Genomic DNA, 13,438 nt, shown 5'->3' on the forward strand with positions numbered 1-13,438 from the left:
GAGACGCCCGGCTGCCCGGCCCTGCTCGCGGCCGTCGCCCGGGACGCCGTCACCCTGCTCACCGACCCCGCCGTACGCGGCTGCCTGCGCCAGTGCGAGGGCGACAACTGCCCGATCATCTACCTCGACACGTCCCGCGGACGCAGGCGCCGCTGGTGTTCCAGCGAGGTCTGCGGCAACCGGGAACGGGTGGCCAGGCACCGGCGCCGGGCCGCCCTCGCGCGCGCCTGAACCGGCATCGCCCGCACTCCCGTTGAACGGCCGCGCGCCCGTCTGCGTATCCCTCCCGTGAGCCCAGCCGAAAAGAGTCGGCCGGATCGTCGAACCGGGGACACCGGAGGTAGGCGTGCGCAAGGATTCCGCCGTGGCCGATGAACGCCCGCCCCGGGCACGACATCGCGCGTCCCGGCCCCCCGAGCCGGACGAGGAGCTGATGCGCGCGCTCTACGCGGAGCACGCGCGGCCGCTGCTCGCCTATGTGCTCCGTCTGGTGGCGGGGGACCGGCAGCGCGCCGAGGACGTCGTGCAGGAGACGCTCATCCGTGCCTGGAAGAACGCCGGTCAGCTCAACCGGGCGACCGGCTCGGTACGCCCCTGGCTGGTGACGGTCGCCCGACGGATCGTCATCGACGGCCACCGCAGCCGGCAGGCCCGGCCACAGGAGGTCGACGCGTCGCCGCTGGAGGTCATCCCCGCGGAGGACGAGATCGACAAGGCGCTGTGGCTGATGACACTCTCCGATGCCCTGGAGGACCTGACCCCGGCCCACCGGGAAGTCCTGGTCGAGACGTACTTCAAGGGGCGTACGGTCAATGAGGCGGCCGAGGCGCTCGGCATCCCCAGCGGAACGGTGCGCTCCCGCGTGTTCTACGCGCTGCGCTCGATGAAGCTGGCGTTGGAGGAGCGGGGGGTGACGGCATGACATCGACGTACGGGCCGTACGGCGGCGACCCGGCGGGGGACGTGCACGAGACGGTCGGCGCCTACGCCCTCGGCATCCTCGACGATGCCGAAGCGAGCGCGTTCGAGGCCCACTTGGCGACGTGCGACGCGTGCGCGGCCCAGCTGGAGGAGTTCGCGGGGATGGAGCCGATGCTGGCCGCCCTCGCCGATCTGCCGGCCGCCCCGCCGGCCCCGGCCGCACTGGTCGGCGAGTCGCTCGCCGCCCGGCCCGGCCCGAAGCTCGCCGAGTCCCTGGTCGACGAGGTCGCGCGCAGGCGCGCGGGCAAGCGGCGCCGCGGCCTGTATCTGGTGGCGGCCGCCGCTGCCCTGATCATCGGCGGCCCGCTGACGGTCATGGCGGTCACCGACGACGGCGGCTCCGGCGGCACCGTGGCCGAGCCGCACCCCACCAGCCCCGCCGAGGACGCCTTCTTCCACCACATGCAGGAGAAGGTGTCGGCGACCGACGCGACGACGAAGGTCAGCGCGACGGTCGGCATGGAGAAGAAGGCCTGGGGCACCCACACGGTCCTGGAACTGAAGAACGTCAAGGGACCGCTCACGTGCTCACTCGTCGCGGTCGGCAAGAACGGCGAGCGCGAGACGGTCACCACGTGGGCCGTCCCGAAGTGGGGCTACGGGATCAAGGACAGCGCGCACGGGAGCGCCAAGTACCCGCTGTACGTGCACGGCGGCGCCGCGTTCGACCGGAACCAGATCGACCGTTTCGAGGTGGAGACCCTGGGCGGCAAGCGGCTGGTCGAGGTGAATGCCTGATCGTTTCTTGAGCGGGTCGCCGCGCACGTAGCCTCCCCGGTCCCCTTTCGCGTACCTTTGACGGCTGCCCAGCACGTCAGAAGGGGGCCCGGTGGCCGCTCAGGCTCCGCACGAATCAGCGGTGAATTCGGACAACATGAGTGCGGACTCGGTACGCGCCCGTGAGATCGGCGTGGAACAGGATCATCTCGACGCCGTGTACCGCCGCTTGGAAGAGAAGATCCACGAGGCGGAGTTCCTGATGGACGACGCCGCCAAGCGCGGGCAGGTCGGCACGCCCGGCGCGCTCGCCGAGCGGGACGCCCAGGTGTTCCGCGCGGGCATCCACCTCAACCGCCTCAACAACGAGTTCGAGGACTTCCTCTTCGGCCGCATCGACCTGCTGCCGGGCAAGGACGGCAAGAAGGGCCCGGACGGCGCGTACACGGCGGTCGAGCCCGCCGAGGGCGCGGTCCGGGAGAACAACACGGCCGACATCGCGGAGACGCTCCACATCGGCCGCATCGGCGTCCTGGACGCGGACTACTCCCCGCTCGTCATCGACTGGCGGGCCCCCGCGGCCGCCCCCTTCTACCGCTCGACCCCGGTCGACCCGGGCCGCGTCGTGCGCCGCCGCGTCATCCGTTCCAAGGGCCGCAAGGTGCTCGGCGTCGAGGACGACCTGATGCGTCCCGAGCTGACCGCGTACCTGGACGGCGCCGAGCTGCCCGCGGTCGGCGACGGCGCCCTGATGGCCGCGCTCGGGCAGGCCCGCAGCCACTCGATGCGCGACATCGTGGCCTCGATCCAGGCCGAGCAGGACCTGGTCATCCGGGCCCCCGCCGCGTCGGTGACGTACGTGGAGGGCGGCCCGGGCACGGGCAAGACGGCGGTGGCCCTGCACCGCGCCGCCTACCTCCTCTACCAGGACCGGCGCCGGTACGCGGGCGGCATCCTGATCGTCTCGCCGACGCCGCTGCTGGTGGCGTACACCGAGGGCGTGCTGCCTTCGCTCGGCGAGGAGGGCCAGGTCGCGATCCGCGCGGTCGGCTCGCTCGTCGACGGCGCGGAGGCCACCGAGTACGACTCCCCGGCGGTCGCCCGCGTCAAGGGCTCCTCGCGGATGCTGAAGGTGCTGCGCAAGGCGGCGCGCGGCGCCCTGGAGTCGGGCGCGGCCCCGGCCCGCCCGGCCACGGAACAGCTCGCGTTCGGTGACTTCGGCGAGGCCGGGGACTCCGGTGATTCCGGTGCGGACGAGGACCGGGCGCCGCAGGTCGCCACCGACCGGCTGCGCGTCGTCGCGTTCGGCCGCAGGCTGGAGCTGGACGCGGGCCGGCTCGGCCGCATCCGGCACGCGGTCCTCGGCGGCACGGCCCCGGTCAACCACCTGCGCCCGCGCGCCCGCAAGCTCCTGCTCGACGCGCTCTGGGAGCAGTCCGGCGCCGGGAGCCGGCACACCGACCCCGAACTCGCCGCCGAGCTGCGCTCCTCCTTCGACGACGACATCACCGGCGAGGACGACTTCCAGCGCTTCCTGGACGCCTGGTGGCCGGAGCTGACGCCGCGCGCCGTGCTGTCCGCGATGTCCGACGAGAGGCGCCTGGGCCGCTGGGCCCGCCGCATCCTGAACCCGGGTGAGGTCCGCAAGGTCGCCCGCTCGCTGCGCCGCGAGGCCCTCTCGGTGCATGACGTCGCCCTGCTCGACGAGCTGAACGCCGTCCTGGGCGCCCCGGCCCGCCCGAGGAGGAAGCGCGAGTACGACCCGCTCGACCAGCTCACGGGCCTGGAGGAGCTGATGCCCGTGCGCGAGGAGACCCAGTACGAGCGCGCCGAGCGGCTGGCCCAGGAACGTACCGAGTACGCCCACGTCATCGTCGACGAGGCGCAGGACCTCACGCCCATGCAGTGGCGGATGGTCGGCCGTCGCGGCCGGCACGCCACGTGGACGGTGGTCGGTGACCCGGCGCAGTCGTCCTGGTCCGACCCGGACGAGGCGGCCGCGGCCCGCGACGAGGCGCTCGGCTCCCGCCCGCGACGCCGCTTCACGCTCACGGTCAACTACCGCAACCCGTCCGAGATCGCGGAGCTCGCGGCCAGGGTCCTGGCGCTGGCGATGCCGGGCGCCGAGTCCCCGGCGGCCGTCCGCTCCACGGGTGTCGAGCCGCGTTTCGTGGCGACGAAGGGGGGAGACGGGGGATCGGGGCGCGACCGGCTCGCCGCGTCCGTGCGCGAGGAGGCCGCGCGCCTGCTGGACCGGGTCGACGGCACGGTCGGCGTCGTGGTGGCCATGAACCGCCGCGCGGAGGCGGCCCGTTGGCTCACCGGGCTCGGTGAGCGGGTGGTCGCGCTCGGCTCGCTGGAGGCCAAGGGCCTGGAGTACGACGCCACGGTCGTGGTCTCCCCGGCGGAGATCGCCGACGAGTCCCCGGCCGGTCTGCGCGTCCTGTACGTGGCACTGACCCGGGCGACGCAGCAGCTCACGGTCGTCTCCGGCGAGCGGGACGACCCGGACGCGAGGGGGATCCCGGACCTGCTGCGCGACTGAGCGCGACGGGCCCTTGTGTCCGCAGCAGCCGGTGTTACCGTTGATGACGGCACCGGCCCGATCCAAGCCCCCGGGCCCAACCTTCGTCCCTTAGAGGGACCACTTGCCGCGAGGCGAGCATGGCGGGTCGGTGTCATGAACGTAGAGAAGAGGCTCACGTCACTCCGTGACGTGAGCCTCTTTCTGTTTCCCATGAGTTCTCGTATGGTGGAAACAAGTTTCCAAAAGCTGGATGAACGTAACGTTCAAAATCCGGTGCGGCTACCACGTACTCGGCGGTAGGTGCGACCATCGGACAGCAACAGCTACACGGTGAAAGCAGAGGAAGTCGGCCATGGCAACGGCGCCCAGCGTCTCCTACTCGAACACGGTCCGGTTGGAGGTGCCCGCGAGCGGCACCGCGGTCTCCCAGATCACCACGGCCGTCGAGTCCCGCGGAGGCTCGGTGACCGGCCTCGACGTCACGGCGTCCGGCCACGAGAAGCTGCGGATCGACGTCACGATCGCGGCGACCTCCACGACGCACGCCGACGAGATCGTCGAGCAGCTGCGCGGCATCGAGGGCGTCACCCTCGGCAAGGTCTCGGACCGTACGTTCCTGATGCACCTCGGCGGCAAGATCGAGATGCAGTCCAAGCACCCCATCCGCAACCGTGACGACCTCTCCATGGTCTACACGCCGGGTGTGGCCCGCGTCTGCATGGCGATCGCGGAGAACCCCGAGGACGCCCGCCGCCTGACGATCAAGCGCAACACGGTTGCGGTCGTGACGGACGGTTCCGCGGTCCTCGGCCTCGGCAACATCGGCCCGATGGCCGCCATGCCGGTCATGGAGGGCAAGGCCGCCCTCTTCAAGCGCTTCGCCGACATCGACGCCTGGCCGATCTGCCTGGACACCCAGGACACCGACGCCATCGTCGAGATCGTCAAGGCGATCGCCCCCGGCTTCGCGGGCATCAACCTGGAGGACATCTCCGCGCCGCGCTGCTTCGAGATCGAGGCCCGGCTGCGCGAGGCCCTCGACATCCCCGTCTTCCACGACGACCAGCACGGCACCGCGATCGTCGTGCTCGCCGCGCTGACGAACGCACTTCGCGTGGCGGGCAAGGCGATGGGCGACATCCGCGTCGTGATGTCCGGTGCGGGCGCGGCCGGCACCGCGATCCTCAAGCTGCTCCTCGCCGCGGGCGTCAAGAACGCGGTCGTGGCCGACATCCACGGCGTCGTGCACGCCGACCGCGAGGACCTCGTGGACGCCGACAGCGACTCGCCGCTGCGCTGGATCGCGGACAACACCAACCCCGAGGGCCTCACGGGCACCCTCAAGGAAGCCGTGGTCGGCGCGGACGTCTTCATCGGCGTCTCCGCTCCGAACGTGCTGAACGGCGACGACGTGGCCGCCATGGCCGAGGGCGCCATCGTGTTCGCGCTCGCGAACCCGGACCCGGAGGTCGACCCCGCGATCGCCCGCCAGACGGCGGCAGTTGTGGCCACGGGCCGCTCCGACTTCCCGAACCAGATCAACAACGTCCTGGTCTTCCCCGGCGTCTTCCGCGGCCTGCTCGACGCCCAGTCGCGCACGGTCAACACGGAGATGATGCTGGCCGCCGCCACGGCCCTGGCCGACGTGGTGAGCGAGGACGAGCTCAACCCGAACTACATCATTCCGAGCGTCTTCAACGACAAGGTCGCGGGCGCCGTCGCCGACGCCGTGCGCACCGCCGCGAAGGCCGCCGGAGCGGCTGTGACGGGGACCACGACCGCCTGAGGCCCGGCGCGTCGCGGAATGCGGGGCCCGGCCGGGCCCTCTAGGGTGGCCGGGAAGCTGGCCCCCTGACCCGCCCGTCCCAAGGCGGTGGCGCCTTTCCGGTGACACCCACGGGTGCCGGATTGGCTTTACCGCCGCTGGTGGGGGCAGGATGCGTCATCAGGCGCGAGGGTCTGGACGACGGACCCGGGTCCTGGGCCTGACCGAGACCCTGGCAGCATCGGCTTCGTTGTTGCCCAACATGCGGCTTGACCGCGTGGCACGCCTCAACGGCAAGAAGAACACGGGAGTACAAACATGAACCGCAGTGAGCTGGTGGCCGCGCTGGCCGACCGCGCCGAGGTGACTCGCAAGGACGCCGACGCCGTGCTGGCCGCGTTCGCCGAGACCGTCGGCGAGATCGTTGCCAAGGGCGACGAGAAGGTCACCATCCCCGGCTTCCTGACCTTCGAGCGCACCCACCGTGCCGCTCGCACCGCTCGTAACCCGCAGACCGGCGAGCCGATCAACATCCCGGCCGGTTACAGCGTGAAGGTCTCCGCGGGCTCGAAGCTCAAGGAAGCCGCCAAGGGCAAGTAACCTTCGGCTACGCATTGAGGGCGGCACCCGGTTCTCCGGGTGCCGCCCTCGCGCCGTTCAGGGGCAGGAGAGCCCCCACCGGCCGTCGGGCCGCCACGAGACGTCAGCGCGGCCCACGCCCCAGCGTGACCTCGGCCAGAGAGGCCACGACCGTCGTACGCGGGCCAGGTGTGATCCCGGGCACGGACGGCACCGCGAGCAGCGCGCATCCGGCGGCCAGCGCGGCCGCCGCGCCCGTCGGGGTGTCCTCCACCGCCAGGCAGTCCTGCGGCGCCGCACCGAGCAGCCGGGCCGCTCTCAGGTACGGGTCCGGGTGCGGCTTGCCGCGGGGCGTGTCGCCGTTCGTCACGAGCGCCGTGAACCGGTCCGCCCCGAGGGCCTTCACCACCAGTTCCGCCACGTGCCGCTCAGAGGCCGTCACGAGCGCCACAGGGACGCCGAGCGCCCGCGCCCCGTCCAACAGGCGCAGGGCGCCCGGCTGTACCCGCACACCGGCGGCCACGGACGCGCTGAACTCCCGGTCAAGCCACGCCGCGGTGTCCTCGTACGACAGGGCCCGGCGCCCCTCCTCGACGAGCCGTCGCGCGGCGTCCTGGATGGTCAGCCCCGCGAACGCGTCGAGCCCGCAGGTGTCTTCCCGCAGCCGGCCCACGACGGCCAGCCACGCCCGCTCGGTGTCGACGAGCGTGCCGTCCATGTCCGTCAGGACAGCGGCGGGGCGGGTGAGTTGGATCATGGTGTCTCTCGCTGTACGTCGATGCCGGTACGCCGATGGGGGCCGCCCGGATGTCCGGACGGCCCCCATCAACGTAGGTAATCGAAACGGTTGCTAGCCCAGGGCCTTGCCCGGAAGCTCGACCTTCGCGCCGAGTTCGACGAGCTTCTCCATGAAGTTCTCGTAGCCGCGGTTGATCAGGTCGATGCCGTGCACCCGCGACGTGCCCTGGGCGGCGAGCGCCGCGATCAGGTACGAGAAGCCGCCGCGCAGGTCGGGGATGACCAGGTCGGCGCCCTCCAGCTTGGTCGGGCCGGAAACGACCGCGGAGTGCAGGAAGTTGCGCTGGCCGAAGCGGCAGTCGGAGCCGCCCAGGCACTCGCGGTAGAGCTGGATGTGCGCGCCCATCTGGTTCAGCGCGGAGGTGAAGCCGAGACGCGACTCGTAGACCGTCTCGTGCACGATCGACAGGCCCGTGGCCTGCGTCAGCGCCACGACGAGCGGCTGCTGCCAGTCCGTCTGGAAGCCCGGGTGGACGTCCGTTTCGAGTGCGATGGACTTCAACTGGCCGCCGGGGTGCCAGAAACGGATGCCCTCGTCGTCGATCTCGAAGGCGCCGCCGACCTTCCGGTACGTGTTGAGGAACGTCATCATCGAACGCTGCTGGGCGCCGCGCACGTAGATGTTGCCCTCGGTGGCGAGCGCCGCGGACGCCCAGGAGGCCGCCTCCAGACGGTCGGAGAGCGCGCGGTGCGTGTAGCCGCCGAGCTTGTCGACGCCCGTGACGCGGATGGTGCGGTCGGTGTCCATCGCGATGATGGCGCCCATTTTCTGCAGGACGCAGATCAGGTCCTCGATCTCCGGCTCCACGGCCGCGTTCGAGAGTTCCGTCACGCCCTCCGCGAGGACGGCGGTGAGCAGGACCTGCTCGGTGGCGCCCACGGACGGGTACGGCAGCTGGATCTTGGTGCCGCGCAGCCGCTGCGGGGCCTCCAGGTACTGGCCGCCCTCGCGCTTCTCGATCGTCGCGCCGAACTGGCGCAGCACCTCGAAGTGGAAGTCGATCGGCCGGCCGCCGATGTCGCAGCCGCCGAGGCCCGGGATGAACGCGTGGCCGAGGCGGTGCAGCAGCGGGCCGCACAGCAGGATCGGGATGCGGGAGGACCCGGCGTGCGCGTCGATGTCCGCGACGTTCGCCGACTCGACGTGCGAGGGGTCCATCACCAGCTCGCCCGGCTCCTCACCGGGGCGGACCGTCACACCGTGCAGCTGCAGCAGGCCGCGTACGACACGGACGTCGCGGATGTCCGGGACATTGCGCAGCCGGCTCGGAGCACTGCCCAGCAGTGCGGCGACCATGGCCTTGGGCACCAGGTTCTTCGCGCCGCGGACACGGATCTCGCCCTCCAGCGGGGTTCCGCCGTGGACAAGCAGTACATCGTCGGTGACGGTCATGAATCTCGCGTTCCGATGAGATGGGCAGGGGGCCAAGGGACAAGGGTAAGGGCGCCCTCCCCCTGCTGTGTAAGCCCGAGGACGCCCTGGAGCGTCATGAGTTCGCTACAACACGAACCGTTGGGCGTCGGGCACATGGGGTGACGGGCGGCGCAGTACGCCCCGTTCCGCTTCGCTCCGCGCTGAGCTGCATTCATGCCGTTCTCCCGCTTGCCTCCCCGTGCACCGTGAATGTGCGGGATCATGTCTGCCATGACCGAGGTGTCCTCGCTCACAGGGCGACTGCTCGTGGCCACACCCGCCCTCGCGGACCCGAATTTCGACCGCGCGGTCGTGCTGCTCCTCGACCACGACGAGGAGGGCTCGCTCGGTGTGGTCCTGAACCGGCCGACCCCGGTGGACGTCGGCGACATCCTGGAGGGCTGGGGCGATCTCGCCGGTGAGCCGGGCGTCGTCTTCCAGGGCGGCCCGGTCTCGCTGGACTCGGCGCTGGGCATCGCCGTCATCCCCGGCGAGGAGGGCCCCCTCGGCTGGCGCCGCGTCCACGGGGCGATCGGCCTCGTCGACCTGGAGGCGCCGCCGGAACTGCTCGCGGCGGCGCTCGGCTCCCTGCGGATCTTCGCCGGGTACTCGGGCTGGGGCCCGGGCCAGCTGGAGAACGAGCTGACGGAGGGCGCCTGGTACGTCGTCGAGTCGGAGCCCGGCGACGTCTCCGCGACCCGGCCCGAGGGGCTGTGGCGCGCGGTGCTGCGGCGTCAGCGCGGCGAACTCGCGATGGTGGCGACGTATCCGGACGATCCCTCGCTCAACTGACGCCGGCGGCGGCTCTTCGTCCTGGGGGCGGCCTTCAGTACCCTTGGCCCTTATGAGCACTCTTGAGCCCGAGCGCGGGACAGGTACGGGGACCCTGGTAGAGCCGACGCCGCAGACGTCGCACGGCGACGGCGATCACGAGCGCTTCGCCCACTATGTCCAGAAGGACAAGATCATGGCGAGCGCTCTGGACGGCACCCCCGTCGTCGCGCTCTGCGGCAAGGTCTGGGTGCCGGGCCGTGACCCGAAGAAGTATCCCGTGTGTCCCATGTGCAAGGAGATCTACGAGTCCATGGGCGCCGGTGGCGACGGGGACAAGGGCAAGGACGGCGGCAAGAAGTAGTCCTGCCCTCTGCTGTGTGAGGCCGTCAAGGGCCCCTGGTGTGCGGTGACGCGCGCCGGGGGCCTTTGTGTTGCCCTCTTCGCCGCCCCCGTGTCTTTGCCTTCTCGTAAACCATTGCGCTCAGTGGTCCAGTCCTTCTAGCCTCCGTCCTGTTGTGCACAGCGAAACAACCATTGCGTATGTTGCAACGACACTTCGGAGGCGTTTCCGATGAAGCTCCCTGTGAAGCTCTCTGTACGAACTGCCGTCCCCTTGACGGCACTTGTTCTCGCGGCCACCGCCTGCGCCCCCGGCACCTCCGACAACAGCGGCGCCGCCAAGGACGACAAGAGCGGCACCCTGCGCGTGTGGCTGTTCCAGGAGGTCAACAACACCCCCAAGCAGCAGCTCGTCGACACCGCGATCGGCGACTTCCAAAGAGCGCACGACGGCGCGAAGGTCCAGGTCGAGTACATCCCCGTCGAGACCCGCGCCGAGAAGATCAAGGCCGCCTTCAACGACCCGAAGAGCGCACCCGACGTCATCGAGTACGGCAACACCGACACCGCCGGGTACGTGAAGGACGGCGGACTCGCCGATGTGACCAAGGAGTTCGGCGCCTGGGACGAGGCCAAGGACACCGACCCGACCGCCAAGGAGTCGGTGACGGTCGACGGGAAGATCTACGGCGCCCCCTACTTCGTCGGCGTCCGCGCCCTCTACTACCGGACCGACGTGTTCAAGGAGTTGGGCGTCGCCGTACCGAAGACGCAGGCCCAACTCGCCGCCGCCGCAAAGGAGATCCACCAGAAGCGGCCCGACCTGTACGGGCTCGCCGTCGGCGGCGCGTACACGTACGGCGCGATGCCGTTCATCTGGGCCAACGGCGGTGAACTCGCCGAGGAGAAGGGCGCGTCGTACGTCTCCGCCATCGACAGCCCCGCCGCACAGAAGGGCATCAAGGCGTACACCTCGCTCTTCGGCGGCGCCAACTGTCCCGCCGCCAAGTGCGCCGCCATGGGCGGCAACGACACCGTCACCGCCTTCGCCTCCGGCAAGGCCGCCATGGCCATCGGCGGCGACTTCAGCCACCAGGCCGTCGAGGCCGGCAAGGTGAAGGGGAAGTACGCCGTCGTGCCGCTGCCCGGCGTGCGGGTCGGCGACATCGCGCCCGCGTTCGCCGGCGGCAACAACATCGGCGTACTGAAGAGCACCTCGCACCGCACCCTCGCGGTGGACCTGATGAAGCAGCTCGCGTCGAAGAGCTCCCAGCGGGCCCTCTTCGACAAGATGGGCTTCCTGCCGACCTACACCGACGTGCGCGACGAGGTCGCGAAGAAGGAGCCGTTCGTCGCGCCCTTCGTGCGGACCCTCGGCGCCGGCGCCAAGTTCGTGCCCGCCTCGCCCGCCTGGGCGAAGATCGACTCCTCGCTCGTCCTGCCGACCATGTTCCAGGAGATCGTCAGCGGCCGTAAGGACGTCGAGGCGGCCTCCGGCGACGCGGCGAAGAAGATGGACGACGCCTTCGGGGCCGCCGGGTGAGCTCGACGCTGCGGGGCGGCGCGCGGTGGACGCCCTGGCTGTACCTGGCCCCCGCCCTCGTCCTGCTCGCCGGGCTGCTCGTCTACCCGATCTACCAGCTCGGCCTGATCTCCTTCCTGGAGTACACCCAGGCCCAGGTCAGCGGCGGCGCACCGACCACCTTCCAGGGATTCGGGAACTATCAACACCTGTTCTCCGACAGCCAGTTCTGGCAGGTGCTGCTCGCCACCGTGCTGTTCGCGGGGGCCTGCGTCGTCTCGACGCTCCTCGTGGGCTGCGCGCTCGCCGTGCTGCTCACCCGCGTACGGGCCGTCCCGCGCCTCGCGCTCATGCTGGCCGCGCTCGGCGCCTGGGCCACCCCGGCGATCACCGGGTCCACCGTCTGGGTCTTCCTCTTCGACCCGGACTTCGGGCCGGTGAACAAGGTGCTCGGACTCGGCGACTTCTCGTGGACGTACGGAAGGTACAGCGCCTTCGCGCTCGTCCTGCTCGAAGTGGTGTGGTGCTCCTTCCCGTTCGTGATGGTCACCGTGTACGCGGGCATCCGGTCGATCCCCGGTGAGGTGCTCGAAGCGGCCTCGCTGGACGGGGCCTCGCAGTGGCGGACCTGGCGTTCGGTCATGGCGCCGATGCTGCGGCCGATCCTCGTCGTCGTCACCATCCAGTCGATCATCTGGGACTTCAAGGTCTTCACGCAGATCTACGTGATGACGGGCGGCGGCGGGATCGCCGGACAGAACCTCGTGCTCAACGTGTACGCGTACCAAAAGGCCTTCTCCGGCAGCGAGTACAGCCTCGGATCGGCGATCGGCGTCGTGATGCTCGTGATCCTGCTCGCCGTGACGCTCGTCTATCTGCGGCTGATGCGCAGGGAGGGGAGAGAACTGTGAGTGGCCTGAACCGTCTCGTCCGCAAGCCCTGGCGGCTCGCCGCGGAGGCGTCCGCGCTGCTGATCGCGCTCGTCGTCGCCTTCCCGCTCTACTGGATGGTGCTCAGCGCCTTCAAACCGGCCGGTGAGATCGAGTCGACCCAGCCGCGGCCGTGGACCCTCTCCCCGTCCCTCGACTCCTTCCGCCGCGTGTTCCAACAGCAGGAATTCGGCCGGTACTTCCTCAACAGCGTCATCGTCGCCGGGACCGTGGTGGTCGTGTCCGCGCTGGTCGCCTTCCTCGCGGCCACCGCCGTGACGCGCTTTCGCTTCCGGTTCCGCACGACGCTGCTCATCATGTTCCTCGTCGCGCAGATGGTGCCGGTCGAGGCGCTCACCATTCCGCTGTTCTTCCTCATGCGGGACTTCGGGCAGCTCAATACGCTCGGCTCGCTGATCCTGCCGCACCTCGCCTTCTCGCTGCCGTTCGCGATCTGGATGCTGCGCGGATTCGTCAAAGCGGTGCCCGAGGCGCTGGAGGAGGCGGCGTATCTCGACGGCGCGAGCCGGGCCCGCTTCTTGTGGCAGATCCTCTTCCCGCTCGTCTTCCCCGGCCTCGTGGCGACGAGCGTCTTCTCCTTCATCTCCACCTGGAACGACTTCCTGTTCGCGAAGTCCTTCATCATCAGCGACACGTCCCAGTCGACGCTGCCGATGGCCCTGCTCGTCTTCTTCAAACCCGACGAGAACGACTGGGGCGGAATCATGGCAGCCTCGACGGTGATGACCATTCCGGTATTGGTCTTCTTCGTACTCGTACAGCGACGCCTGGTGTCCGGGCTCGGCGGCGCGGTTAAGGACTGAAGTGTCTGACGTTCCTCTGGATCTCCTTCCGGCGCCCCGCCGACTGACGCGGGACGGCGACGGGTCCTATCTGTTCGACAGCGGTACGGGCATCGCGGCGGGGGAGGGGACCGAGGACACCGCGCGCTGGCTGCGGGCCACGCTCGGCGCGGTCACCGGCCTCGCCCTGCCACCGGCCGGCGACGGCGCGGGCATACGGCTGTCGCTCGACCCGTCGCTCGCGGCCGAGGCGTACCGGCTGCGGGTGGACGAGGGCGGGGTCGCCATCG

14 protein-coding genes are annotated in these 13,438 nt (G+C 70.4%); 12 read left to right on the forward strand and 2 right to left on the reverse strand.

What is annotated here, in order from left to right:
* The 6 genes from G3I40_RS08105 to G3I40_RS08130 form a co-directional block, all read left to right on the forward strand.
* Window positions 1-231 (forward strand): CGNR zinc finger domain-containing protein (locus tag G3I40_RS08105; protein ID WP_203643659.1); only part of this gene is annotated, 231 nt, incomplete at its 5' end.
* Window positions 232-346: 115 nt separating this feature from the next.
* On the forward strand, window positions 347-922 hold the full coding sequence (locus tag G3I40_RS08110) for a sigma-70 family RNA polymerase sigma factor (RefSeq protein WP_164301482.1): 576 nt from the start codon (window positions 347-349) through the stop codon (window positions 920-922).
* A complete protein-coding gene (locus G3I40_RS08115) occupies window positions 919-1,719 on the forward strand; it encodes a zf-HC2 domain-containing protein (protein WP_164301483.1) in 801 nt (266 codons plus the stop codon). The genes G3I40_RS08110 and G3I40_RS08115 overlap by 4 nt, the downstream gene beginning before the upstream one ends.
* A gap of 136 nt (window positions 1,720-1,855) precedes the next feature.
* Entirely contained in the window at window positions 1,856-4,243 is a 2,388-nt protein-coding gene (locus G3I40_RS08120; RefSeq protein WP_203643661.1) for a UvrD-helicase domain-containing protein, read from the forward strand.
* A gap of 334 nt (window positions 4,244-4,577) precedes the next feature.
* A complete protein-coding gene (locus tag G3I40_RS08125; protein ID WP_164301485.1) occupies window positions 4,578-6,011 on the forward strand; it encodes an NAD-dependent malic enzyme in 1,434 nt (477 codons plus the stop codon).
* Between the two features lie 297 nt (window positions 6,012-6,308).
* Window positions 6,309-6,590, forward strand: coding sequence for an HU family DNA-binding protein (locus tag G3I40_RS08130; RefSeq protein ID WP_016645140.1), 282 nt, complete (start codon window positions 6,309-6,311; stop codon window positions 6,588-6,590).
* Between the two features lie 103 nt (window positions 6,591-6,693).
* Here the strand turns inward: G3I40_RS08130 and G3I40_RS08135 are convergent, their stop codons facing one another.
* Window positions 6,694-7,326 (reverse strand): HAD family phosphatase, encoded by a 633-nt coding sequence (locus tag G3I40_RS08135; protein ID WP_164301486.1) that lies wholly within the window; start codon window positions 7,324-7,326, stop codon window positions 6,694-6,696.
* Between the two features lie 93 nt (window positions 7,327-7,419).
* Entirely contained in the window at window positions 7,420-8,760 is a 1,341-nt protein-coding gene (gene murA, locus G3I40_RS08140) for a UDP-N-acetylglucosamine 1-carboxyvinyltransferase (RefSeq protein ID WP_164301487.1), read from the reverse strand.
* A gap of 252 nt (window positions 8,761-9,012) precedes the next feature.
* Between murA and G3I40_RS08145 the strand changes: the two genes are divergently transcribed.
* The 6 genes from G3I40_RS08145 to G3I40_RS08170 form a co-directional block, all read left to right on the forward strand.
* Entirely contained in the window at window positions 9,013-9,573 is a 561-nt protein-coding gene (locus G3I40_RS08145) for a YqgE/AlgH family protein (RefSeq protein ID WP_164301491.1), read from the forward strand.
* Between the two features lie 52 nt (window positions 9,574-9,625).
* Window positions 9,626-9,916: a DUF3039 domain-containing protein gene (locus G3I40_RS08150; protein ID WP_164301488.1), complete on the forward strand. Its 291-nt coding sequence runs from the start codon at window positions 9,626-9,628 to the stop codon at window positions 9,914-9,916.
* 222 nt (window positions 9,917-10,138) lie between these two features.
* Window positions 10,139-11,437 (forward strand): extracellular solute-binding protein, encoded by a 1,299-nt coding sequence (locus tag G3I40_RS08155; RefSeq protein WP_164301492.1) that lies wholly within the window; start codon window positions 10,139-10,141, stop codon window positions 11,435-11,437.
* Window positions 11,434-12,327, forward strand: coding sequence for a sugar ABC transporter permease (locus G3I40_RS08160; RefSeq protein WP_164301489.1), 894 nt, complete (start codon window positions 11,434-11,436; stop codon window positions 12,325-12,327). The genes G3I40_RS08155 and G3I40_RS08160 overlap by 4 nt, the downstream gene beginning before the upstream one ends.
* Window positions 12,324-13,169: a carbohydrate ABC transporter permease gene (locus G3I40_RS08165; RefSeq protein WP_164301490.1), complete on the forward strand. Its 846-nt coding sequence runs from the start codon at window positions 12,324-12,326 to the stop codon at window positions 13,167-13,169. Before G3I40_RS08160 ends, G3I40_RS08165 begins: the two co-directional genes overlap by 4 nt.
* A 1-nt stretch (window position 13,170) precedes the next feature.
* A partial coding sequence (locus G3I40_RS08170; RefSeq protein WP_343244857.1) for a glycoside hydrolase family 20 zincin-like fold domain-containing protein occupies window positions 13,171-13,438 on the forward strand: 268 nt, incomplete at its 3' end.

The sequence above is a fragment of the Streptomyces sp. SID14478 genome (assembly GCF_010548525.1).
In the GTDB taxonomy this organism is placed as follows: Bacteria; Actinomycetota; Actinomycetes; order Streptomycetales; family Streptomycetaceae; genus Streptomyces.